The organism is Sideroxydans lithotrophicus ES-1, from assembly GCF_000025705.1.
GTDB classification, from domain to species: Bacteria; Pseudomonadota; Gammaproteobacteria; order Burkholderiales; family Gallionellaceae; genus Sideroxyarcus; species Sideroxyarcus lithotrophicus.
This window is the reverse complement of record NC_013959.1, coordinates 1,686,873-1,710,200: the sequence shown is the minus strand read 5'-3', so window position 1 is coordinate 1,710,200 and position 23,328 is coordinate 1,686,873. Positions and strand designations below refer to the sequence as shown.

At 56.6% G+C, this 23,328-nt stretch carries 29 protein-coding genes; 22 read left to right on the top strand and 7 right to left on the bottom strand.

Annotation, left to right across the window (positions count from 1 at the left end; all coding sequences use genetic code 11):
• Positions 1-113: 113 nt before the first annotated feature.
• Both SLIT_RS08480 and SLIT_RS08475 read left to right on the top strand, forming a co-directional pair.
• Complete coding sequence (locus SLIT_RS08480; RefSeq protein ID WP_223293780.1) at positions 114-1,211, top strand: YeeE/YedE family protein; 1,098 nt, start codon at positions 114-116, stop codon at positions 1,209-1,211.
• Between the two features lie 52 nt (positions 1,212-1,263).
• Positions 1,264-1,719: a DsrE family protein gene (locus tag SLIT_RS08475; protein ID WP_013029825.1), complete on the top strand. Its 456-nt coding sequence runs from the start codon at positions 1,264-1,266 to the stop codon at positions 1,717-1,719.
• A 44-nt stretch (positions 1,720-1,763) separates the two neighbouring features.
• Here the strand turns inward: SLIT_RS08475 and SLIT_RS08470 are convergent, their stop codons facing one another.
• The 7 genes from SLIT_RS08470 to SLIT_RS08435 all read right to left on the bottom strand — a co-directional run bounded on the left by SLIT_RS08470 (position 1,764) and on the right by SLIT_RS08435 (position 5,411).
• Positions 1,764-2,153, bottom strand: coding sequence for a glutaredoxin family protein (locus tag SLIT_RS08470; protein ID WP_013029824.1), 390 nt, complete (start codon positions 2,151-2,153; stop codon positions 1,764-1,766).
• A 124-nt stretch (positions 2,154-2,277) separates the two neighbouring features.
• Positions 2,278-3,156: a TauD/TfdA family dioxygenase gene (locus SLIT_RS08465; RefSeq protein WP_013029823.1), complete on the bottom strand. Its 879-nt coding sequence runs from the start codon at positions 3,154-3,156 to the stop codon at positions 2,278-2,280.
• The gene (locus SLIT_RS08460) at positions 3,157-3,753 is read right to left on the bottom strand and encodes a hypothetical protein (RefSeq protein ID WP_013029822.1); all 597 of its coding nucleotides are present in this window, start codon (positions 3,751-3,753) and stop codon (positions 3,157-3,159) included.
• Between the two features lie 3 nt (positions 3,754-3,756).
• The gene (locus tag SLIT_RS15220) at positions 3,757-4,230 is read right to left on the bottom strand and encodes a sulfurtransferase TusA family protein (protein WP_013029821.1); all 474 of its coding nucleotides are present in this window, start codon (positions 4,228-4,230) and stop codon (positions 3,757-3,759) included.
• A 12-nt stretch (positions 4,231-4,242) separates the two neighbouring features.
• On the bottom strand, positions 4,243-4,572 hold the full coding sequence (locus tag SLIT_RS08445) for a TusE/DsrC/DsvC family sulfur relay protein (RefSeq protein ID WP_013029820.1): 330 nt from the start codon (positions 4,570-4,572) through the stop codon (positions 4,243-4,245).
• A 24-nt stretch (positions 4,573-4,596) separates the two neighbouring features.
• A complete protein-coding gene (cas6, locus tag SLIT_RS08440; protein WP_013029819.1) occupies positions 4,597-5,199 on the bottom strand; it encodes a type I-MYXAN CRISPR-associated protein Cas6/Cmx6 in 603 nt (200 codons plus the stop codon).
• The gene (locus SLIT_RS08435; RefSeq protein WP_013029818.1) at positions 5,196-5,411 is read right to left on the bottom strand and encodes a DUF6967 family protein; all 216 of its coding nucleotides are present in this window, start codon (positions 5,409-5,411) and stop codon (positions 5,196-5,198) included. The genes cas6 and SLIT_RS08435 overlap by 4 nt, the downstream gene beginning before the upstream one ends.
• 294 nt (positions 5,412-5,705) lie before the next feature.
• Here SLIT_RS08435 and dsrA point away from each other — a divergent pair, with 294 nt between their 5' ends.
• From dsrA to SLIT_RS08335, 20 genes are read left to right on the top strand one after another with little or no spacing between them, the layout of a single operon-like run.
• On the top strand, positions 5,706-7,001 hold the full coding sequence (gene dsrA, locus SLIT_RS08430; protein ID WP_013029817.1) for a dissimilatory-type sulfite reductase subunit alpha: 1,296 nt from the start codon (positions 5,706-5,708) through the stop codon (positions 6,999-7,001).
• Positions 7,002-7,012: 11 nt separating this feature from the next.
• On the top strand, positions 7,013-8,092 hold the full coding sequence (dsrB, locus tag SLIT_RS08425; RefSeq protein ID WP_013029816.1) for a dissimilatory-type sulfite reductase subunit beta: 1,080 nt from the start codon (positions 7,013-7,015) through the stop codon (positions 8,090-8,092).
• A 13-nt stretch (positions 8,093-8,105) separates the two neighbouring features.
• Positions 8,106-8,465, top strand: coding sequence for a sulfurtransferase complex subunit TusD (gene tusD / locus SLIT_RS08420; RefSeq protein WP_013029815.1), 360 nt, complete (start codon positions 8,106-8,108; stop codon positions 8,463-8,465).
• Between the two features lie 11 nt (positions 8,466-8,476).
• Complete coding sequence (gene tusC / locus SLIT_RS08415; RefSeq protein ID WP_013029814.1) at positions 8,477-8,842, top strand: sulfurtransferase complex subunit TusC; 366 nt, start codon at positions 8,477-8,479, stop codon at positions 8,840-8,842.
• 9 nt (positions 8,843-8,851) lie between these two features.
• Complete coding sequence (gene tusB / locus SLIT_RS08410; RefSeq protein WP_013029813.1) at positions 8,852-9,148, top strand: sulfurtransferase complex subunit TusB; 297 nt, start codon at positions 8,852-8,854, stop codon at positions 9,146-9,148.
• A 27-nt stretch (positions 9,149-9,175) separates the two neighbouring features.
• Positions 9,176-9,511, top strand: a complete 336-nt coding sequence (locus tag SLIT_RS08405) for a TusE/DsrC/DsvC family sulfur relay protein (RefSeq protein ID WP_013029812.1) — start codon at positions 9,176-9,178, stop codon at positions 9,509-9,511.
• Between the two features lie 27 nt (positions 9,512-9,538).
• Positions 9,539-10,270, top strand: a complete 732-nt coding sequence (locus tag SLIT_RS08400; protein WP_013029811.1) for a respiratory nitrate reductase subunit gamma — start codon at positions 9,539-9,541, stop codon at positions 10,268-10,270.
• Between the two features lies 1 nt (position 10,271).
• Entirely contained in the window at positions 10,272-11,801 is a 1,530-nt protein-coding gene (gene dsrK / locus SLIT_RS08395) for a sulfate reduction electron transfer complex DsrMKJOP subunit DsrK (RefSeq protein ID WP_013029810.1), read from the top strand.
• Positions 11,802-11,816: 15 nt separating this feature from the next.
• Positions 11,817-13,787 carry an NAD(P)-binding protein gene (locus tag SLIT_RS08390; RefSeq protein WP_013029809.1) on the top strand — a complete coding sequence of 657 codons (1,971 nt, stop codon included), beginning with the start codon at positions 11,817-11,819 and terminating at the stop codon, positions 13,785-13,787.
• The gene (locus SLIT_RS08385) at positions 13,787-14,155 is read left to right on the top strand and encodes a hypothetical protein (RefSeq protein ID WP_013029808.1); all 369 of its coding nucleotides are present in this window, start codon (positions 13,787-13,789) and stop codon (positions 14,153-14,155) included. The genes SLIT_RS08390 and SLIT_RS08385 overlap by 1 nt, the downstream gene beginning before the upstream one ends.
• A complete protein-coding gene (gene dsrO / locus SLIT_RS08380; protein WP_013029807.1) occupies positions 14,152-14,868 on the top strand; it encodes a sulfate reduction electron transfer complex DsrMKJOP subunit DsrO in 717 nt (238 codons plus the stop codon). Before SLIT_RS08385 ends, dsrO begins: the two co-directional genes overlap by 4 nt.
• 3 nt (positions 14,869-14,871) lie before the next feature.
• On the top strand, positions 14,872-16,053 hold the full coding sequence (gene nrfD, locus SLIT_RS08375) for an NrfD/PsrC family molybdoenzyme membrane anchor subunit (RefSeq protein ID WP_013029806.1): 1,182 nt from the start codon (positions 14,872-14,874) through the stop codon (positions 16,051-16,053).
• An 18-nt stretch (positions 16,054-16,071) separates the two neighbouring features.
• Entirely contained in the window at positions 16,072-17,541 is a 1,470-nt protein-coding gene (locus SLIT_RS08370) for a cobyrinic acid a,c-diamide synthase CobB (protein WP_013029805.1), read from the top strand.
• Positions 17,538-18,140: a DUF4202 domain-containing protein gene (locus tag SLIT_RS08365; protein ID WP_013029804.1), complete on the top strand. Its 603-nt coding sequence runs from the start codon at positions 17,538-17,540 to the stop codon at positions 18,138-18,140. The genes SLIT_RS08370 and SLIT_RS08365 overlap by 4 nt, the downstream gene beginning before the upstream one ends.
• 1 nt (position 18,141) lies before the next feature.
• Entirely contained in the window at positions 18,142-19,518 is a 1,377-nt protein-coding gene (cysG, locus tag SLIT_RS08360; protein WP_013029803.1) for a siroheme synthase CysG, read from the top strand.
• Between the two features lie 55 nt (positions 19,519-19,573).
• The gene (locus SLIT_RS08355) at positions 19,574-21,067 is read left to right on the top strand and encodes a 2Fe-2S iron-sulfur cluster-binding protein (protein ID WP_013029802.1); all 1,494 of its coding nucleotides are present in this window, start codon (positions 19,574-19,576) and stop codon (positions 21,065-21,067) included.
• Positions 21,068-21,114: 47 nt separating this feature from the next.
• Positions 21,115-22,011, top strand: a complete 897-nt coding sequence (locus SLIT_RS08350; RefSeq protein WP_150102980.1) for a hypothetical protein — start codon at positions 21,115-21,117, stop codon at positions 22,009-22,011.
• Between the two features lie 19 nt (positions 22,012-22,030).
• A complete protein-coding gene (locus tag SLIT_RS08345; protein WP_013029800.1) occupies positions 22,031-22,603 on the top strand; it encodes an ankyrin repeat domain-containing protein in 573 nt (190 codons plus the stop codon).
• Between the two features lie 38 nt (positions 22,604-22,641).
• A complete protein-coding gene (locus SLIT_RS08340; protein ID WP_013029799.1) occupies positions 22,642-22,869 on the top strand; it encodes a hypothetical protein in 228 nt (75 codons plus the stop codon).
• A gap of 5 nt (positions 22,870-22,874) precedes the next feature.
• The gene (locus SLIT_RS08335; protein WP_013029798.1) at positions 22,875-23,309 is read left to right on the top strand and encodes a hypothetical protein; all 435 of its coding nucleotides are present in this window, start codon (positions 22,875-22,877) and stop codon (positions 23,307-23,309) included.
• Positions 23,310-23,328: the final 19 nt, after the last annotated feature.

The following is a 23,328-nucleotide window of genomic DNA, read 5'->3' as shown; positions in this document are numbered from 1 at the left end:
GTGCCGTTGATTTGTCCGTGGGCGAGTGGGGCGGCTGGTTGAATGATCAATGCAGGAATAATCGGAAGTCTTCGATAATTATCTAGGGAGAGCGTTACATGGATGCGGCTGTTGTGACAAAGACTATAGTCTGGTGGGGATTCGGTTTAGGTATCGTGTTCGGATTCATCGCCAACAAGACCAACTTCTGCACCATGGGTGCGGTTTCGGATGTGGTCAACATGGGACACTGGGGGCGCATGCGCGCCTGGCTGCTCGCCATTGCGGTGGCGATGATAGGAACCAATGCGCTCGCCTATTTTGGCTATCTCGATTTGTCCAAGACCATCTATACCGGAAGCAATTTCCCCTGGCTTGCCTATATCGTCGGTGGGTTGTGCTTCGGTGTCGGCATGACGCTGGCTTCCGGCTGTGCCAACAAGACGCTGGTGCGCGTCGGGGGCGGCAACCTGAGGTCTGTTGTCGTGTTCATATATCTGGGCTTTGCCGCCTTGGTGACACTGAAAGGCATCCTCGGTGCATTCCGCGTCAACGTGCTGCAAGCGCCCGCGGTCACCATCCAACTGGATCATGGCCAGACACTGCCGGCCCTTCTGTCCGGCATCGGCGGCCTGGCACCCAATACCCTTCAGATGGTGATGGCCGGCGTGATCGGATTGGCTATGATGGTCTTTGTGTTCAAGGACGAAAAATTTCGCAAGAACCTGGATAACAACCTTGCCGGCCTGATCATAGGATTGCTCGTGGTCGGAGGCTGGTTCGTGGCAGGGCACCTCGGCTATGGCGAGAATCCGGATACACTGGAAATGACGTACTTGGGCACCAATTCCCACTTGGCGGAATCGATGTCCTTTGTCGCCCCTACAGCCTATACCCTGGAATATTGGGCATACTGGACCGACACCTCGAACATCGTCACCTTTGGTATTGCCACAGTCTTTGGCGTCGGCATCGGTTCATTCCTCTACGCGCTGTTCACCAGGTCTTTTCGCTGGGAAGCATTTTCTTCTGCGCAGGACATGTTCTACCACATCATCGGCGGCACATTGATGGGGTTCGGCGGCGTGACAGCCATGGGCTGCACGATCGGTCAGGGCATAACCGGCGTTTCCACGCTCTCTTTAGGTTCGATTCTGGCGCTGGCTTCCATCATCGCTGGTGCCGCCGTAACCATGAAGATCCAGTATGCGTTGCTGATGCGGGAAAGCTGATCGCGGTGCAAATATGGAAATCTCGAACCGGAAATATTCAAAGGGGAAAACAATGAAACATATCGCTCGGCTCAAGGTTGTCGCAACAGCATTCTTCTGCGCGCTCGCTTTTGCATCATCAGGCGTTGAGGCGGCTGACACAGCTTCCGGGCAAAATACGCTTGCACGCGAGAAGGTAGTCATCCAGGTTAGCGACTCGGTGCCAGCCAAATGGAACCTGGCGCTCAACAACGCCAAGAACGTGCAGGACGCAATCGGAAAAGACAAGGTCGACGTCGAGATCGTCGCTTATGGCCCGGGAATCGACATGCTCAAATTCGAATCCGAAGTGGGATCCCGCATAGACAAGGCGCTGGCAGACGGAGTCAGGATCGTGGCATGCGAAAACACCATGAAAAACATGAAGCTGACCAAGCCGGACATGCTGTCGTCTATTGGCTATGTTCCAGCCGGCGTGGTGGAAATAATAAGGAAACAGCACGAGGGATGGGCCTACATACGCCCGTAGCGATTCAACGCTGGGGCCCGATCCCGGTTGAGGCGGTCATGCAGTCAAGAGAAACGATGCTGCAGATATTTGATGATGTCGTTTGACTCGTACATCCACTGAACGTTGCCTTGGTCGTCGGTTATGCGCAAACAAGGGGTCTGGATCTTCCCGCCCCCTTGTTGCAATTCCTCGCGGCGCAATGGATCGTGTTGCGCATTGAGCAGTTTGATGGGCAAAGACAAGCGGGCCATTTCGTGACGCACCTTGATGCAAAACGGACAGGTCTGAAAATGGTAAAGCACCATCCTTTCGCATTCCAGGTCCGTCTTGTGTTGTTCGTCCGCGCTGCGGACCAGCCCTTTGGGTGTCGCCAGTTTCGCCCATAAAAGCATGAAGGGCATCAATATCCAGCGCAGTGTCCTGAAAAACATCCTTACCATCGTCCTGATCATTTTTATCCTGGTTACGTTTCGAGTTGTGAAGGAAGCGCCGTCTTGCCGTAAGGGTATCGACGAATGGTTCCGGAACTGCGACCGCTGCCTGGCAAGATAGTTGCAAAACCAGGCTTGCATTCTTTCAGCTGATCGTCGATATCCGGTCCAGATAGCGTGCACGATAGAGCAGACGTGGCGGATGGGTGGGGTCGTCGGCAAAGGCGCTGCGGTCATGCAGGATATTGTTGCAAAGCAAGCCCATGCCGGGCTCGAGACGCGCTTTGAATACGTGCGGCGGACTGGATGCCAGGATGGCTTCCAGTGCCGCGACTGCTGCCAGCGTCGCAGCATCCTGTTTCCATTCTATGCTGCGGGTACGGGCGGTATAACGCATGTGCAGGTTCCCGCTCGAATCCAGGGAAAACACCGGGCCGCTCTGCGCGGCGCGCACGCCGTCGGTGTCGTCCACCCGTTCCGGGATGGTCATCGCATCGGGTTGCATCAAGGCCTGGATATGCTGCGGGTCCTCGTCGCGCAGCAGCAGATAGGCCAATTCGTGGTCCATCAGCTGGTTCTCGCCGCCGCTGCTGGCGTTACGCACGCAATGCAATATCATGCCGCGGATGGTGCGTTCCGGCGGGTTGTAATAACCGTCTGTGTGCCACTTGATCGGACGATCGGTGTAGGGGATGTAATGCTGGCGGGTGCCGTTGTCGAACACACGGATTTCCGAGATGCCGTCTTCACCGGCCAGCCAGTTGGCATCGAGATGTCTCAGTCCGAACTGTTCTCCCAGCAGGCGCGGGATGTCGGTATCCGCATCGTGCATCTTGCCGGCATAGATCGCCATGTTGCAACTGCGGATGCGTTCTGTCAGTGCTGCGTGTTCGTTGGGTGTCAGGGCGCGCGGATCGTTAACCTCGACAATAAGGTCTTCCGTCGATTTAGGCGCAATGGACAGTTTGTGCCTGCGCCAATCCTGGTAGCTGGCTGTATCGTCCAGATCGAACGGATTGTTCATTCAGTCTCCACTGACTGAAGCGCGGCGGCGAGTTTGCCTGGGTTCCGCCTCATACAATCCGCGCAGAGTCTTCTCTACCATCTGCACCGCTTCAGGCGCTTCAAAGCTGATCATCTGGTCGATGATCCAGCCGCTGTCGGCCTCATTCATGATCTGGCTGATGCAATAGGCGAGATAGCGATAGAAGGAATATTCCGGGCCCTTCTCGGTAAAGCCGAAGTCGGCATATTCTCCGGCGCGCTGGTTGAGTTGGTCGATGAAGCGCTGTTTGCATTCCTTGAAGTCTTCAACGAGCAAACGACTGCGGTTCTCAGCAAAGGTTTCGCCCACACGATTCGCCAGATTGCCGGTGAATGCGAGCCTGTCCTCTGCAGAGAGCTGTCGGTAAACGATGCGGTCGCCGACCAGGATGAGGAATATCAGGAACTCGGCGAGGAACTCGAAATACTGCGTGCCGACCTCGATTTCGAATTTGTCCTTGCGCGTGTTCTTCAGGGCATTGTCTGCGATGCGCGAGACGACGAATGCCAAAGCATCGGATATCTCCTGCGGTGTACGTTCGCGTCCGCTTTTGTACCAATTGCTCTTGATGCGCAAGGGTCAGCCTTTACGGATATAGAACTCGTGCACACCGGCACCGGACTCGATCGTTTCCAGCAGGGTCATGCCCGTAGCTGATGCCCATCCGCCGATATCGGACTGAACGCCGGGACAGTCGCTGACCAGTTTCAATACTTCGCCGTTCTGCATTCCGCTCAGCAACTTTTTAGCCTCAACGATAGGCCCGGGGCAGACTGCGCCGCGTATATCCAGCGTGACATTGGCTGTGTGCTTATGCAATTTGCCTTTCTGGATATGGTAGCCAGTGCCGCCGTCGGGCATCTTTTCGGTCTTCAGTATCTGGTTGCCGGTCTGTTTTGCCCATGCGAACAGGTCATCTTGAGTGCCCGGACAATCCGACACCAGCAGCAGCACTTGCCCGGGGGCAAGTTCATCGACCATGCGTTTCGCGCCAATGAGCGGCCTGGGGCAGGAAAGCCCTTTCATATCGAGAACTACGTTGACCAGATCCATTTGAGTCTCCATTTAATAGCCGCCTTTACCCAGCGGTTGCGGCAATCCGGCGACCTTCGCCGCTTGTTTGGCCGGGCCCATCGGAAACAGATCGTACAACGCTTTGCTGTCTGCTTCCGGCCAGAATTCGTTGACGCCCTTCAGCATGTTGCGGAAGTTCGGTGTATGGCCATTTTCGCGGTATTCATCGCGCATATAGTTGATGACGTCCCAATGTCTGGGTGTCAGCTCTATCCCTTCGGCCGCAGCGATGACGCTGACCGCTTCTTCGCTGAAATCCGGTTCCAGCAGAAAGCCATCATCATTGGTTTCCAATTCGTTTCCTGCAACTGTATATCCCATCTTCTTTTCCCTTTCTTAAAACAGTCACTCCAGACCAGAGATGACCTTATACGGCACGAATATGCCGCAACCAAATCGCCGTTCCTTGCCCAGCCCTGTGTATTGCACACGCAGTGAATCTTCAGGATTCAGATCGTGCAACACCAGGCTGTATCCACTGATGGTGCGTTCCCCATTGGCCAGCGTGTGACGCTGCCCGCAGATCAGCTTGGCTTCGACTCCCATCGCCGCCAGAGCTGATGACACTTCCTCAATGAACGAGAGTTCATCATCGGCACCGGTCACCAGATGCGCGTGCAGGGTAGGGTAGTGCTGTATAGGCCGGGTCTTGCAGGAGCCGAGTTGTAGTTCGCTGTTTGCCACCTGCATCTGCTTTTGCGCCAGGGCGGACACGATATCGGCCAGTTCGAGCGGTAGCCTCAATGCCAGCTTGGCGCGCTTGGGTATCAGCATTCCTTCGTTGCTCGAGGCCATGCGCAAGGGAATGACCCCGACTTCTTCGCATTCTCCAAGCTGGGGAACCAGTCTGGTCAGTTCGTCCCATAATTCGTAGTGGTATGCGATGGGCAAGGTGCCACCACTTATCTCGAATACCAGATCGATCATTTCGGCGTGAGGGGAGGTCACTTGGTGCCTTGCAGGTTGGCCCATTGATGCATGGTGTCAGCCCATTGCACCGCAGTTGCCGGGTCGATGTCAAAGATGGTGAAACGCTTGCCTTCGCGGATGCGGACGCGCAACATGCTCATACCACCTTCTGCATGGTCGATTTGTTGCAGCTCGATCTGCTGGCCTCCCAAAGGGACATGGATCTTGCTTAGTTCGGTAATTTTCGCCATGTTTGCCCTTTTAAACGTTCGATTTGCAGGAAAGTGGAGCGACATACCCAATATATACGCCAAGTCTATCCCCAACGATGCCAGATTTGGAATACTACTAGGGAAGTGAAAAGCACCCCCCATAAGGGTTACTTTGGATAGTCGCTACGGGTGATAGTTAGGCTTGTTGGAGCGCCGTACCATGCGGAACCATTAAGAAACCGGGTCGGTAGTTTGTGCCAGAACCCGTACGACTCCGGAATTCCAGCCCTACGCGGGGTAACATAGCGCAACGCGACTTGAAAGGAAAATATTATGGCAAAAAAGATGTATGACACTCCGAATCTGGATGAGCTTGAGAAGGGTGAATGGCCGAGTTTTGTGACCGGTTTGAAACGTCTGGCCAAAGAAAAAGACCTCATGGTCGATTTGCTCGGGCAGCTCGAAACCTCCTACAAGACACGCAAAGGCTACTGGAAAGGCGGCACTGTCGGCGTGTTCGGCTATGGCGGCGGCGTGATTCCACGCTTCACCGAACTAAAGGATGAGAATGGCCAGCCCGTCTACAAGGATGCTGCCGAATTCCATACTTTGCGCGTCATGCCGCCACCCGGCATGCACTATGACACTGGCACCTTGCGCCAATTCTGCGACATCTGGGAAAAGCACGGCTCCGGCCTGATCGCATTCCATGGCCAGTCCGGCGACATCATGTTCCAGGGCTGCAGCACGGAAAATGTGCAAAAGGCATTTGACGAGATCAATGAGATGGGTTTCGACCTCGGTGGCGCCGGCCCGGCAGTGCGCACCTCGATGTCATGTGTGGGCGCTGCTCGCTGCGAACAGTCCTGCTACGACGAGGCGCAGGCACATCGCGCCGTGCTGAACACTTTCCTCGATGACCTGCACCGTCCTTCCCTGCCATACAAGTTCAAGTTCAAGTTCTCCGGTTGTCCGAACGATTGCATGAATGCGATCCAGCGTTCAGACATGGCAGTGATCGGCACTTGGCGCGACAATATCCGTTCTGATGAAGCGCTGGCCAAGAAATGGTTTGCCAAGCACGGAATGGATGAGCTGGTGAACGATGTTGTTGCGCGCTGCCCGACCAAGACCTTCCAGGTCAAGGAACTCAAGAAGATCAAGAAGGGCGAGCACATCACTTCCGTGGCTGTGAGCGATACGCACGGAGTCGAGATCGACAATCAGGATTGCGTGCGCTGCATGCACTGCATCAACGTGATGACCGGCGCACTGGCACCAGGCAAGGACAAGGGCGCAAGCGTGCTGGTTGGCGGCAAGAGCCACCTGAAGATCGGCGGCCTGATGGGTACCGTGGTCATCCCGTTCATGAAGCTGGATACCGAAGAGCAAGTCGAGAAGTTGGTCGATTTCGCCCAGCGCACCATCGATTTCTTTGCCGAAAATGCGCTGGAACACGAGCGTACCGGCGAGATGATCGAGCGTATCGGCCTGGCCAACTTCCTTGACGCGATGGAGCTCGATGTCGATCCGGCGATGATCAATTCGCCGCGCATGAACCCCTACGTCCGTACCGATGGATGGGACGACGAAGTCGCCAAGATCAAAGCCAAAAAGCAAGCAGCCTGAGGAGATAGAAGATGAATGCACCCGTACAGATGCGCAAGCCGAAAGAGACTGGCGTACCGGACAACAAGAAATACCTGCATCCGTTGCTGGCAAAGAACTACGGCAACTGGAAATATCACGACCGTCCGCGTCCCGGCGTGTTGCACCACGTATCCCACAGCGGCGACGAGGTTTGGTCGGTGCGTGCCGGTACCCAGCGCCAGATGGATGTCTATACCATCCGCACGCTGTGCGATATCGCCGACAAGTTTGCCGAAGGTCGTGTGCGTTTCACCATCCGTTCCAACATCGAATTCATGGTGTCGGAAGAGAAGAAGGTCGCGCCGTTGATTGCCGAGCTCGAGAAGCATGGCTTCCCGGTCGGCGGCACCGGAAACTCGGTGACCATGATCGCCCACACTCAGGGCTGGCTGCACTGCGACATCCCGGGCACCGACGCTTCCGGCGTGGTCAAGGCGCTGATGGATGAGCTGGTCGACGAGTTCAAGCGTGAAGAGATGCCGAACCGCGTTCACCTGTCGACTTCCTGCTGCGAGATCAACTGCGGTGGCCAGGCCGATATCGCCATCATCGTGCAGCACACCAAGCCGCCGGTCATCAACCATGACTTGGTTGCCAACGTGTGCGAACGTCCGGCTGTGGTTGCACGTTGTCCTGTCGCAGCGATCCGTCCTGCGATGGTCAACGGCAAGCCTTCGCTTGAGATCGACGAGTCCAAGTGCATGTGCTGTGGCGCCTGCTATCCCCCTTGCCCGCCGATGCAGATCAACGACCCGGAGAATTCGAAACTGGCGATCTGGGTGGGCGGCAAGAACTCCAATGCACGCGGCAAGCCGACGTTCATGAAGATGGTCGCTTCCGGATATCCGAACAATGCACCACGCTGGCCGGAAGTCAGCGAAGCGGTGAAGAACATCATTCGCGTATACAAGGAAGACGCACGTCCATGGGAGCGCATGGCAGACTGGATCGACCGTATCGGCTGGCCGCGCTTCTTCGAAAAGACTGGCCTGCCTTTCACCAAGTATCTGATCGACGACTGGCGTGGTTCTCGTTATAACCTGAACGCTTCGACGCATATCCGTTTCTGAGCGAGGTAACCTGATGAAATTCGGAATCGTCGTCAACGAGGGACCATATCAGCATCAAGCAAGCGACTCGGCCTATCTGTTCGCCAAGGCTGCCATCGAGAAAGGACATGAGGTCTGGCGCGTGTTCTTCTATCACGATGGCGTCAACAACGCGTCCAAGCTGACCGAGCCGCCTCAGGATGATCGCAATATTGTGACCCGCTGGGCCAAATTGGCCGAGGAACATAAGATCGATCTGGTGGTATGCGTCGCAGCTGCGCTGCGTCGGGGTATCAAGGAAGAGAATCTTGCTCAAGGCTTCCGTATCTCCGGTCTGGGGCAACTGGTCGAAGCCGGAATCAAGTGTGACCGTCTGGTCACCTTTGGCGATTAAGGAGAGACGGAATGAGTGATGCAAAAAAATTCATGTTCGTCAACCGCAAGGCTCCTTACGGCACGATCTACGCACTGGAGTCGCTCGAGGTGGTACTGATCTCTGCGGCTTTCGACCAGGACGTGTCGCTGGTGTTCCTGGATGATGGCGTATATCAGTTGAAAAAGGGCCAGCAGACGAAAGGGATCGAGACGAAGAACTTCTCGCCTGCCTATCGTGCCCTGGAAGACTACGATGTCGAAAAGCTTTATGCCGAAAAAGAAGCTATGGATGCCCGTGGTCTAACTGAGGATGATTTTATAGTGCCTGTCACTGTGCTCAGCCGTGCCGAAATGGGCAAGCTGATGGATGAGCAAGACGTGGTCTTGAGTTTCTGAGGGGGAATCATGTTACATATCATCAACAAATCGCCCCTGACCAGCGTAACGCTGGACACTTGTTTGAACACGGCAACAGGTGGGGACATACTGCTTATCGAGGATGCGGTCTATGCCGCAACGCGCGGCAATGCGGCTGAAGCCAGATTGCGCGCGGCAATGGGGCAGTTCAAGTTCCATGTCCTGATGCCGGATCTGGATGCGCGTGGCCTCGGCGATCGGCTTATCGATGGCGTATCGCCTGTAGACTATGGCGGCTTCGTCGATCTGACTAGCAGCAACAAATCCTGCCAATCGTGGCTTTAATCAGTAACACACAGAAGGAGAATCAGCATGGCAACTATCGAAGTCGGCGGTAAAACTTACGAAACGGACGAAGAGGGTTATCTGACCAACCTGGCCGATTGGAATACCGAAGTCGCGAATTACATCGCACAGACCGAGAACGTCACGATGACCGAACAGCACTGGGAAGTCGTCAATTTCCTGCGCGAGTATTTCGAGGAATATCAGATCGCTCCGGCCGTGCGTGTCCTGACCAAGGCAATCGGCAAGAAACTGGGTGCGGAAAAAGGCAACAGCGAATATCTGTATGGTCTGTTCCCTTATGGCCCAGGCAAGCAGGCGTGCAAGATCGCTGGTCTGCCCAAACCAACCGGTTGCGTTTGATTCTGGATCGGCGATAGGGACTCACTCATGACGAGCATGGTCTTTGCGATCTTGTTTTATCTCGCTACGCTGTTGTTTGTCGTAGGTTTGCTCTATCGCATCAACTCCTACGCACGCACCCCGGCGCCTCTGAAGATACCGACCACACCTGCGCCGACCACCAATGGCGGCGTAGTGTTGCGCATGACGCGCGAGGTGGTGTTCTTCGAGAGTCTGTTCAAGGCCAATCTGTGGACCTGGGCAGCGGGGTGGTTGTTCCACGCCAGCTTGCTGCTGGTGTTGTTGAGGCACTTGCGCTATTTCACCGAGCCGGTATGGGGTTGGGTCGCTTTCATTCAGCCGTTCGGCATGTATGCAGGCATCACCATGCTGCTCGGCTTGGGCGGATTGTGGCTGCGTCGACTGTTCGTCGAACGCATCCGCTACATTTCGACACCGTCCGATCATCTGATGCTGCTGTTGCTCATGGGTATCGCTGCTTCGGGTTTGTCGATGAAGTTCCTGGCGCACACTGATGTGATCGCCGTGAAGGAGTTCTTTCTCGGTTTGATGCACCTGAATATCCAGGCGCTGCCTGCCGATCTGTTGTTGATCGTGCATTTATCTTTGGTTGTGTCGCTCCTGGTCGTGTTCCCCTTCAGCAAATTGCTGCACGCACCAGGAGTCTTTTTTTCACCGACCCGCAATCAGAAGGACGATCCTCGCGAGCACCGTCATCTGAGCACCTGGGCTGCCAAACTGGAATCGGAGAAGAGCTGAAATGGCAGACATCACTGCACCGGCCTATCGCACCATTCCCATCATTCCTGCGCTCAAGCCGGGTTCAATGGAAGGCAAAGGACCATTTGTTGCCAGCGATAAGCTTAACGAGGCCCTCGGCTTCCCCGGGCAACTGGTGGAAGACTGGCATGATCGAGCCATCGCGAAAATGGGCGACTTGCTGTCCAAATATCGTTCGCTCAAAGTATTCATGGACGCCTGCGTACATTGCGGCGCCTGTTCCGACAAATGCCACTATTTCATCGGCACGCAAGATCCGAAAAACATGCCGGTGGCGCGCCAGGACCTGTTGCGCAGCGTATATCGCCGCTACTTTACCTTGCCCGGCAAGCTGTTTCCGAAACTGGTTGGCGCGCGCGATTTGACGCGCGAAGTGCTGGACGAGTGGTACAACTATTTCAATCAATGTTCAGAATGTCGCCGTTGCTCGGTGTTTTGCCCCTATGGCATAGACACGGCAGAGATCACTATGGCCGCGCGCGAGATACTTGACACTGTCGGATATGGACAGAAGTATTCCAACGAGATCATCGGCAAAGTGCACAAGATCGGCAACAATCTTGGCCTGCCGGGCCCTGCGTTGCGCGATACGCTCGAAGGTCTGGAAGAGGATGTCAAAGACGCCACCGGTATTGATGTGCGTTTCCCCATGGACGTGAAGGGAGCGGAAGTGCTGCTCGTCACGCCTTCTGCCGATTTTTTTGCCGAGCCGCATATCGACAGCCTGATCGGCTATGCCAAGGTGTTCCATGCTACAGGCACCAGTTGGACGCTGTCGTCAATGTCGTCGGAAGCTGGCAACTTCGGCATGTTCATCGGCAACTACGACCAGCTGCGTACCATTGCCATGCGTATCCGTCAGGCCGCGCTGGAGCTGGGAGTCAAGCGCATCGTGGTGGGCGAGTGCGGCCATGCCTGGCGCGTAGCGTACAGTTTCTGGAATACCTTGACCGGTGTAGGCGATGGTGCAGATCCCAACGACCGCTTTGCGCAGATGCTGCAGAAGCAGCTGGATCATCGCTACAAACAGCCAGCGCATATCTGCGAATTCACCTGGGACATGATCCAGGACGAGCGCCTGACCTTCGATAAAACGGCTAACGACAAATACATCATCACGTTCCACGATTCCTGCAATGTGGCGCGCGGTTCGCGCATGGGGGATCTGCCCGGAGGGCAGTTCGAGATCCCGCGCAACATCATCAAGGCGGTCGCCAACAACTTCGTCGAGATGGCACCCAATACCACGCGTGAGCAGACCTTCTGCTGCGGCGGCGGCGGCGGCCTGCTCACCGACGATCTGCTTGATTTGCGTGTCAAGGGCGCATTGCCGCGCATGGAAGTGCTGCAACAGACGGTGGACGAGCACGGCGTCAATTTCATGGCGACTATTTGCGCCATCTGCAAGGCTCAATTTACGAAGGTTATGCCCATCTATGGATTCGACAGAAAGATGGTGGGTGGTGTGCATCAGCTGGTAAGCAATGCGATCCAGTTGGGTCAGAAATAACGAGGAGAAGGCGAAATGTCAGTAACTACCGAAACCCCGCAAAAGATCACGTTCCGTCGCTACAAGGATGGCGACAACAAAGTCAAGCGCCTGAATGAAAAGATCTTTCAGTCCAGCTATTCCTATAAATGCCCGACCTATATCCAGTCCACGCCCCCGTGCCAGGGTAGTTGCCCGGCTGGCGAGGATATCCGCGGCTATCTGGCCGTCGTGCGCGGAACCGAAAAACCTCCGGTCGGTGCCGATGGCAAACCGACCATGCCGTGGCAAGAATATGCATGGCGCAGGCTGACCGAAGCCAACCCGTTCCCGTCGGTGATGGGACGTGTATGTCCCGCACCATGCGAAAGCGGCTGCAACCGCAACGAGGTCGAGGACCACGTCGGCATCAACTCGGTCGAGCATTTCCTCGGCGAATATGCGATTGCCAACAAGCTCAAGTTCAACAAACCGAATGTCGCTCCTAGCGGCAAGAAGGTCGCCATTCTTGGCGGTGGACCCGCTGGTTTGTCCTGTGCCTATCAACTGGTGTTGAAGGGGCACGAAGTCACCATATTCGACGAGCATGAATTTCTCGGCGGCATGATGCGTTACGGCATCCCGGGTTTCCGTACGCCCCGCGAAGTGCTGGATGCCGAGATCCAGCGCATTCTGGACCTTGGCGTGAAGACGCGCATGAAATGCCGCGTCGGTACCGACATCACTCTGGAGCAGATCCGCAAGGAGTTTGACTCAGTATTCCTGGGCATGGGCGCACAGGCAGGCCGTGCGCTACCTATCGCCGATAGCGCAGCACCGAATGTGGTGACCGCGACCGCATTCCTGAAAGCCTTCAACGACGGCCGTTTGCAGCATGTCGGCAAGCGCGTGGTGGTAGTGGGCGGCGGCGATACATCCATCGACGTGGCGACCGTGGCTCGTCGTCTGGGTCATATCGCGCATGCCAAGCCGACCGATGCCGAGCTCGCCATCGCCGGGCGCATGGCTCACGACGTGGCCGACATTTCCGCTAAACAAGGCGCAGAAGTCACGCTGACCTCGATCTTCAACATCGACAAGATGCAGGCGAACAAGCACGAGATCGAGCAGGCGCTGGCGGAAGGTATCCACATCCTCGGCAGCTTGGCACCTGTCGGCATCGTACGCGATGCGAACGGCCGCGCCACTGCATTGCGAGTGGCAAAGTGCGAAGCCAAACTGGCGGGCGGCAAGCTTGAGATCAAGAACATCGAGGGCAGCGAGCATGACATCGAGGCCGACCTGATCGTGTCTGCGATCGGACAGGCAGTCGATTTCACCGGTTTGGAACAATTCGACAATGGCAAGGGCGCCGTCTCCACCGACCGCAACTATGTCGTGAACGGACAGCCCGGGGTGTTCGCCGGCGGCGACGTTATCCGTCCGCATCTGCTGACCACCGCGATCGGCCACGGTTCGATCGCTGCCGATGGCATCCATAACTTCATGCTGGGTCGCGATCTGGAGAAGCGTCCGAAGATCGATGCTCACCAGTTCGACCTGATGCGCAAGATGGCCGAGAAGGGTCTCGAGATCAAGGAGATCCACGAGCCGATCCGCGGTACCTGCGATACGAACGTAGCGGTGCACAATTTCGACAACCGTTCCGACCGCTACATCATTCCGCATGACAAGCTATTCCTTGGTCATTTCGCCTATGTGGCGCGCAATCAGCGGGCAGTGACCACGCTCGATAAGGACAGCGCGCTGGGCAACTTCCAGGATCGTCTGGGGGTGCTGGATGAGAAACAGGCCGTGGCGGAAGCCAAGCGTTGCATGAGTTGCGGCATGTGCTTCGAATGCGACAACTGTGTGGTGTATTGCCCGCAGACCGCCGTGTACCGCGTGAAGAAGACTGAGTCTACCTTGGGGCGTTATGTTGCAACCGACTATGACAAGTGCATCGGTTGCCATATCTGCGCGGATGTATGTCCGACCGGTTATATCCAAATGGGCCTGGGCGAATAATGAGACTGCTCGTATCCCTGCTGCTTTGCCTGTGCATCCCGATGACCTGGGCTGCTGATGCGAATGCACCCAAGCTGGACATCGGCAAGGGTGGGCACTGTGTACGAGACCCGCAGTGGATGCGCAAGAACCATATGCACCTGCTCATACATCAGCGCGACGAGACGGTGCGCAAGGGCATACGCGATGATCAGGTCAGCATGAAGAATTGTGTGGATTGCCATGCCAGTCTGAAGGACAACAGCGTGATTGCGCGTGACGACAGTTTCTGTGTGGGTTGCCACCGCTATGAGGCGGTCAAGATCGATTGCTTCGAATGTCATTCCAGCAAACGCCAGACGGCGCTCGCCATGAAGGATGAAAAATGAGCGATACCGACGCACAACGCAGACAATTCCTGAAGACATCTCTGGGCGCGGCGGCAGTTGCGATCGCACCGGGCATGCTGTTGTTCGAAACGGCTCGTGGCAATACGGAAGCGGCCAGTTCCAAGGTGCGCTGGGGGATGCTGATCGACACTGCTCAATGTACGCAAGGTTGCAACGATTGTGTGACCGCCTGCAACAAGGAGAACGGGCTGTCAGGCGGCACGGCCCCGACCGATTCGCAATGGATACGCAAGATCGATCTCAAGGACATCAGCAGCGGTCACGAGTTGTCGTTGCCGATGATGTGCCAGCACTGTGCGGAACCGCCTTGTGTGGATGTCTGCCCGACCGCTGCCTCATTCAAGCGTGCCGACGGCATCGTGCTGGTGGACAGGCATCGCTGCATCGGCTGCCGTTATTGCATGATGGCCTGCCCGTACAAGGCGCGCTCGTTCGTGCACGAACCCCTGACTGACCAGAAACCGGACGTGCCGCGCGGCAAAGGTACGGTGGAGTCCTGTACCTTGTGCGTGCAACGCATCGACAAGGGGCAACAACCAGCCTGCGCAGAAGCATGCAAGAACAAAGCCATATTGTTCGGAAACCTGAACGACGAGAACAGCGAGATCGCCAAGAAGGTACGCAGCGTCGTTTCCGTGCAGGTGCGCGCCGATCTGCAATTGAACACTGGCATCCGTTACCAAGGGCTTTAAAACATGGCTGACCTTACCGCATTGCGATTCAAGAACCGTTTGTTTTATGTACTGCTCGCTGCAGGCGGCTTGGTTGCGCTGGCCGGATTGTATGCAGTGCACATGATGGAATCGCACGGACACATCATCACCGGCATGAACAACCAGATCGTATGGGGCATGCCGCATGTGTTCGCGATCTTCCTGATCGTCGCCGCCTCCGGGGTGCTGAACGTCGCTTCCATCGGTTCGGTGTTCGGCAAGAGCATCTACAAGGCGCGCGCACCGCTGGCCAGCCTGTTGTCCATTGCCATGCTTGCAGGTGGCCTGACCGTGTTGATGCTGGACTTGGGCAGGCCCGATCGCGTCATCGTGGCTGCCACCAATTACAACCCGACCTCGGTGTTCGCCTGGAACGTGCTGCTGTATTCGGGCATGTTCACCCTGGTTGCCTTGTATTTGTGGACGATGATGGAGCGGCGCATGAATCCATGGTCGAAACCGGCAGGTCTCGCGGTGTTCGCCTGGCGTTTCATCCTCACCACCGGTACCGGCCTGATCTTCGCATTTCTCACGGCGCGCCAGGCCTACGGCTCGGCCATACTGCCGCCGATGTTCATCGTGCTGTCGTTTGCATGGGGATTGGCCGTGTTTCATGTGGTGCAGAAGGTGATCTATACCTGGAACGAGAAGACGCTCGATCCGGCGATCCTGCAGCGAACCAGGAATCTGCTCGGCGTGTTTGTCATCGGCGCGCTGTACATGGTCGCCACCTATCATCTGACCAATCTGTATTTTGCACACCGCACCGGGTTCGAGCATTTCATCCTGGTGGATGGCGGCATCTATCCGAACCTGTTCTGGTGGGGCTATGTCGTGTTCGGCAACCTGGTCCCCTTGCTGCTGATCTATTTCCCGGGCCTGGGCAAGTCCACCTGCGTGCTGGTCGCCTCGTTGCTGGTCATCCTCGGCGCCTTCGTCCTGTTGTATGTGTTCATCATCGGCGGTCAGGCCTATCCGCTCGACATCTTTCCGGGCTATCAGGTCAGCAGTACTTTCGGCGATGGACAGATCGCCATCTATCATCCTTCGATCTATGAATTCCTGCTGGGCTTCGGCGGTCTGGCGATCGCCTTCATCATCACCACTGTCAGCGTGCGTGTGTTGAATTTCATGCCGAATGACAAGCCCTATATCCCTGATTGAATCTGTCTGAAGGCTGCCATGAACCGCATGCTGATTTCGGCAGCTCATAAATCCTCCGGGAAAACCATGGTCAGCATCGGACTGTGCGCCGCGTTGAAGGCGCGCGGTCATGTCGTGCAACCGTTCAAAAAAGGCCCGGACTATATCGACCCGATGTGGCTCAGCCAGGCAGCCGGACATGCCTGCCGCAACCTCGACCTGTACCTGATGGAGCGTGACGACATAGTTGCCACTTTTGCGCGCCATAGCCGGGAAGTGAACCTGGTCGAAGGCAACAAGGGCTTGTACGACGGACTTGCGCTGGACGGAAGCAACAGCAACGCGGCCCTGGCCAAGATGCTCGACTTGCCGGTGATGCTGGTGATCGACGCGCGCGGCATGACGCGCGGCATCGCTCCGCTGATACTCGGTTATCAGGCGTTCGACCGCGACATCGACATCGCCGGTGTCATCCTCAACAATCTCGGCGGCTCGCGTCACGAGTCGAAGTTGCGCGCGGTCATTGAACATTACACCGATGTGCCGGTGATCGGAGCGATCCATCATGACGAGCGACTCAGCATCGTCGAACGCCATCTGGGCCTGATGCCCAGCAATGAATCGCATGTGGCCACATCCAAGATCAAGCAGATCGGCGAAGCCATCGCCGAGCAGGTCGATCTGGACAGGTTGCTTGAGCTGTCGCGAAAAGAGCCGCTGGCGATTCCGCACCAAAGCCCTCACCTCAATCCTCTCCCGCAAGCGGGCGAGGAGGCAAACGCGAAAAACATTATTAAATTCCCTGCCGTCGTGAGTCCGCTGCCTTGCGGCGAGAAAGTGCGTATCGGTATCGCGCGCGATCGTTCTTTCGGCTTTTATTATGCAGACGACCTGGATGCACTGGAGGCGGCGGGGGCGGAACTGGTGCCGTTCGATGCACTGCGCGATGCTCAGTTGCCGGAAGTGGATGCACTCTACATCGGTGGTGGCTTCCCCGAGACATGCGCCACCGAACTGGAGGCGAATGCGGCCTTGCGCGCGCAGATCAGGCAAGCCATCGAAGACGGCATGCCGGTTTATGCCGAGTGCGGCGGCTTGATGTACCTGGCGCGCAGTATCGAGTATCAGGATCGTACCTACGAGATGGTCGGTGCGATTCCCGGCGATGTGAAAATGCATGCGAAGCCCATCGGCCGCGGCTATGTGCATTTGAAAGAAGACGAGACACATCCCTGGCCGCGGCCGAATGCGCCGGCAAAGCAGATCAAGGCGCACGAGTTTCACTATTCCAGTCTGGAGAATCTTCCACCGGACAGTCGCTTCGCTTACCATGTCGAGCGCGGCTATGGCATCGACGGAGACCGGGACGGACTGATCGTGAATAACCTGTTGGCTTCCTATACGCATCTGCGCACCATCGGCAGTTGCTATTGGGCCACCCGTTTCGTCGCTTTTGTCCGGCGATGCAAGGAGCAACCATCAACCTCAATCAACGAGAAAGCACTATGACACAGCAACGTTACCAGGCTGCCATCGCAGCCTTCGACAAGGCCAATGCAGAAGATCCGAACAAGGAAATGGCAGACGGCAAGGAATATCCGAAAGAATTGCTGTACGCGCAGCGCATGACCGAGATGCAGGAGCGTTATGCGCCAGAGGCATCGGAAGCCGTGAAGCTGGCATGCCGCGCCCAGCACATCCAGCGCTGGAAGACCCCGCGCAGTAACTATCCCATGGATCGCAACGGTTATCTGCAATGGCGCACCGGGCTGTACAAGTTCCACGCCGAGACCGCGGGCAGGTTGATGAAGGAAGCCGGTTATGACGACGAGATGATAGAGCGCGTCAAGACCATCGTTGGCAAGAAGGCGCTCAAGGTCAATCCGGAAACGCAGATGATGGAAGATGTGGTCGACCTGGTGTTCATCGAGCATTACATGCTGCACTTTGCCGGACAGCACCCTGAATATGACGAAGCGAAGTGGATCGAGATCGTCAAAAAGACCTGGAACAAGATGTCTTCCCGCGCCCATGATTTCGCGCTGGCAGGCAAGATCAAGCTGCCGGAAGCGCTGGTGCCGCTGATCCTGAAATCCATCAAGGGATAACGTGGATTTCCTGCCGGTATTTCATAACGTCAAAGGTCGTCTTTGCCTGATCGTCGGCGGAGGTGAGGTTGCCAAACGCAAGGCGGGCGTGCTGCTGGAGGCGGGGGCGAAAGTGCGCGTGGTCGCACCCGAGATCGATCCGGCGCTGGCACAGCTGCATGATGTTCAAGCGGTCGTTGCGCGTTTCGAAGCATCGCACCTCGATGGCGTGACCCTGATCATCGCCGCGACCAACGACCGCAGCGTGAACAAGCAGGTGTCCGAACTGGCGCATGCGCGCAATATCCCGGTGAACGTGGTCGACGACCCGGAGCTGTGCAGTTTCATCATGCCCGCCATCCTCGACCGCTCGCCGCTGATGATCGCTTTCTCCAGCGGCGGTGCTTCGCCGGTGCTGACGCGCATGATGCGCGGCAAACTGGAGACGATCATTCCGCAGAACTACAGCCGACTGGCAGCCTTTGCCGAGCGTTTTCGCGAACAGGTCAAGCTGCGCGTCACCAACCCGGCCAAGCGGCGCATCTTCTGGGAGAACGCGCTGGAAGGGGTGGTCGCCGAAAAGGTGCTGACCGGCGATGAGCCGAGTGCAGAAGCGATGCTGCAACAAATGCTGGCCAGCGAAGACAACATCCAGCGTGGTGAGGTCTATCTGGTCGGAGCTGGTCCCGGCGATCCGGACTTGCTCACTTTCCGTGCGTTGCGCCTGATGCAGAAGGCCGATGTGGTGGTATACGACAACCTTGTATCCAAGCCCATCGTCGAGATGGCGCGACGCGACGCGGAGCGCATCTACGTGGGCAAGAAGCGCGACGACCATACCTTGCGCCAGGAAGAGATCAACGAACTGCTGGTACGGCTGGCCAAGGAAGGCAAGCGCGTGTTGCGCCTCAAGGGCGGCGATCCGTTCATCTTCGGCCGCGGCGGCGAGGAGATCGAGACGCTGGCAGCGGAAGGTATTCCATTCCAGGTGGTGCCAGGCATCACTGCAGCTTCGGGTGTGGCATCCTATGCCGGCATTCCGCTGACCCATCGTGACCATGCCCAATCCTGCATGTTCGTCACCGGCCATCTGAAAGACGGCACGATGAACCTGGACTGGGGTGCGCTCGCACGACCCCGGCAGACCGTGGTGGTCTACATGGGCTTGCATGGTCTGGAAACGCTTTGTTCCGAACTCATCAAACACGGCATGCCGGACACGACACCGATCGCCATCGTGCAACAGGGCACGACGCAGAACCAGCGCGTCATCACCGGCACTTTGGCGACGCTGCCTGCCATCGCCGAGCGCGAGAAACCGCAGGCACCTACACTCATCATCGTCGGTGGCGTGGTGACGTTGCGCGACAAGCTGGCCTGGTTCCATCCCGGTACGTGAGCGATTTTCCGTGATCCGTTCCTGATGGGGCAGCAGAGGGGCACAGGGTGATTGCATGAGCGATACGCTGAGTCTGACACGGGCCGCAAGATTGGTAGGGGTCACCCGGACCGCCTTGCAAAAGAAGATAAAGAACGGCGAGCTGCTTTCCTTCGATGGGATGGTGTCCGTCGAGGGGCTGTTGGCCTGTTATCCGGATGCGCAACTGGAAGATATAGCCGAATTCAGGCGTGTCACCCAGATCAAGGAAAAAGCCTTTGGCAAACGCGTGTTCGAACGCGCGCTGCCCGATGCGGAAGTACTGGCTGCACGCATAACCGAACTGAGCAAGACACTGGACATCAGTCAGGCCCAGGTCAAGAAATTCAATGTCCTGCTGGCCGGCTTGTGGGACAAACTCATCGAGATCGAAGAGAAAGACAGCCCTTTGACTCATGAGACGATGGATAAGCTGAAGGCGTGGATCAAACAGGAGGTGGCCCTGGCGATGGAACCCGGATTCAGCAACCCGCTGGCGATCAAGGACAGCATGCTGCATGTCATGACGGCACAGGTCACGATATTGCCGAGCAGGCATGATTTTCTGGTGGAAGGTCAGGATACATTGCTCGAAGCCGCGATGCGTTCCGGCATACCGCTCAGTTACGGGTGCAGCGGGGGTAATTGCGGTCTGTGCAAGGCCAGGCTCGTATCGGGTGAAGTCAAGAAGACACGCCACCACGATTTTGTCATTCCAGATGCCGAAAAGGACCAGGGTTATATCCTGCTGTGCAGCAACACGGCGGTCAGCGATGTCGTGATCGAAGCACCGGTAGCCGGCAGTGTGCAGGACATCCCCTTCCAACAGATAACCGCCAAAGTGAAGGCAAAGGGGGACATCAGCGAGGACATGATCCTGCTGCATCTGCAAACCCCGCGTACCCAGCGTCTGCGTTTCCTCGCCGGACAGCGCGTTACTTTGCGCGTCGGACAATCGTTCAGTGCGGATCTGCCTATCGCCAGCTGCCCCTGCGATGATCGCAATGTGCTGTTTCATCTGCGCCGCCATTCCGGCAACCTGTTCTCGGATTATGTGTTCGAGCATCTCGGGCAAAACGAATCCGTCGAGATCGAGGGGCCGCAAGGGGAGTTCATCCTGCACGAAAAATCTCCTCGTCCGTTATATTTCTTTGCCTTCGACGGCGGATTCGCACCCATCAAAAGCCTGATAGAACATGCCATGTCGCTCGATGCAGAGTCCATCCATCTGTACTGGATCGGTTCGAGCAAGGCGCATATCTACATACCGAATGTGGCACGGGCCTGGGATGATGCGCTGGATAATTTTCACTACGCAGAACTGGTGGCGGGATTCGATCTGCGCGCAGTAAGCGGCAAACGGGAAACCTCGTTGCTACACCAGCTCAAAGGTATTGTAGAAAATGATAGCGGGGTGTTGCAGGGAGATATCTATCTCGCAGGTCCCGAATCGGCATTGGGGGTCGCCGAGCAATTCTTTCTTGGGCGCGGCCTGCCCAAGACGCGTGTGTTTGTAGAGATGGTCAACTAGGTCGTTTTGATGGTTCACCTGTAGTGCCAACCAAAATAGGGAGATGAATGATGAAAATTATAAATATGTTGCTTGCTGTGTTGCTGATGGTCGTGACAAGTGTTGCCCGGGCTGATGATGTGAAGCTCAAGCCGTTCGTGTTGGCTTCAAAGGGCGCAGGAACAGTGGCTGAGAAGTCCGCGCAAGTGAAGTCAGCATTGACGACAGCCGGTTTCACCGTGGTCGGCGAATATGCGCCTTATGGCGGAGCCGACATCATCGTCGTGACCAATGATGAATTGAAGAAGAATGCCGCAGCTTCCGAGTTCGGCGGCTATGGCGCGATCCAGCGTGTATCGATCACCGAGGTCGGCAAGGAAGTGCAAGTGGGTTATACAAACCCGGTATACATGGCGAACGTTTACCGCATGCAGAGCGATCTGGGCAATGTGGCATCCACATTGGCAACGGCATTGGGCAAAGTGGAGGAGTTCGGCGCGGAAGGCATGACGGCGAAGCAGGCGCGCAAGTACCACTACACTTTCGGCATGGAATATTTCAACGAGCCCAGCGTGCTGGCCGAATACGGCAGTTATGAAGAGGCGGTTCAGGCCGTTGATGCGAAACTTTCAAGCAACAAGAACGGCGTATCCAAGGTCTATCGCGTCGACGTGCCCGGCAAACAGGAAACCGTGTTCGGCGTGGCCATGAAAGGCGAGGGCGACAAGAAATATATGGACGACCAGTTCATCATGAAAGCGATCGACTTCCGCGACGTGAAATCCACCGCGCATTTGCCCTATGAAGTGCTGGTTTCGGGCAGCAAGGTCTATGCCCTGTATGCGCGTTTCCGCATTGCCATCGATTTTCCAGATCTCAGCATGATGGGAAGCAACAGCTTCATGAGCATCATGAAGGCACCGGAAGCAATCCGGCTTGCCTTGCAGGACACGGTCAAGAAATAAATTGCCAGTGGAGGTTCGTATGTCCAATGAATTGATTGAGTTCGTAAAGGCCGGCGATGCGGCTACGGTGAAGCGGATGCTGAAGGATGGGGCCGATGTCGGTACACGGGACGCTGAAAATGCCACGTTGCTGATGCTGGCTGCCCATGCCGGCGATCTGTCCATGGTGAAGCTGTTGATCGAAGAGGGGGCAGACGTCAATGCCTGCGACGAACGCGGTTGGGCCCCGTTGGCCAAGGCAGTGTACAACCCGGAATCGAAGCGCGGCTTTGCAGATGTCGTGCAGACTTTGATCGATGCCGGGGCCAACATCGAGGCGGCTATCGGTTATGGTGTGCGGCCGTTGATGCTGGCAGCGGGATACGGCGAGACCGCAGTGGTCGAGGCTCTCCTGCAGGCAGGCGCGGATGTCCTGGCACGCAACGAGGGCGGCTACACTGCGCTGATGATGGTGAAACAGAAGCATTATGTGGATGTCATCAACCTGTTGCACGAAGCCGAACAACTCGCTGGAGCAGGGGAAGGCAGTTGTGCCACCAAAAATGCTCCCGGCTCCAACGTCGTCACATTCATGAAACGCCCGGGTACCTGATGCAGCGTGCATCCTGGCCTGGATAAAACGAGGAAGCCATGCCCTATTACATTTTTCAAGTGACCGAGTTCCCCTTCAGGCAATTGAAGAAGCTGGAGCAACATGACCAATATCGGGATGCATCGGCGAGAGTCAAGCAATTGCGGATTGAACTTGCCGTGGGCTCCCCTTCTTTGATCAAGATGATCCATGCCGAATCGGAGCTGCATGCCGAGGATCTGCTCAATCAGGTGCGCGATCCGGCCCCGGAACTGGGGGACGATTAACTGTCATGGACGAGACTGCCTTCCGGAGAAAACTATCCGAGGCGGTCGAGCGTCCCTGTACGTTCGAAAAGTCCTTGCTGAGCCGTTGTGTCGGGTGCGACCGTTCGGATCGGGTCCAGATCGCCGAGCGCGAACTGGTCACCTGCCGGGATGCGGATAGCCTTTCCCGTTGTACTGAATTGCACGATCGCCTGCGGCATGGTTTTGCCTTTGCGCTGGGGACGGTGCGGGATGACGTTGTACTTTCGCATGCACAGGAAATGCGAGTGCAATGCGGGGGATTGAAGGGGCTGCAGTACGTGCTGGATGACGGCGAGGAAGTGGGGAATGTCGATGCGCTGCTGGAAGGCGCACTGCTGAAGTGGGGCGAGCTGGAGGAGATTCCCTATTCGGAAGTCGTGCATGCTGCGGCACACTGCTACAAGGGGCGGCATGGCTGACTTTTGTGGACAACGCATC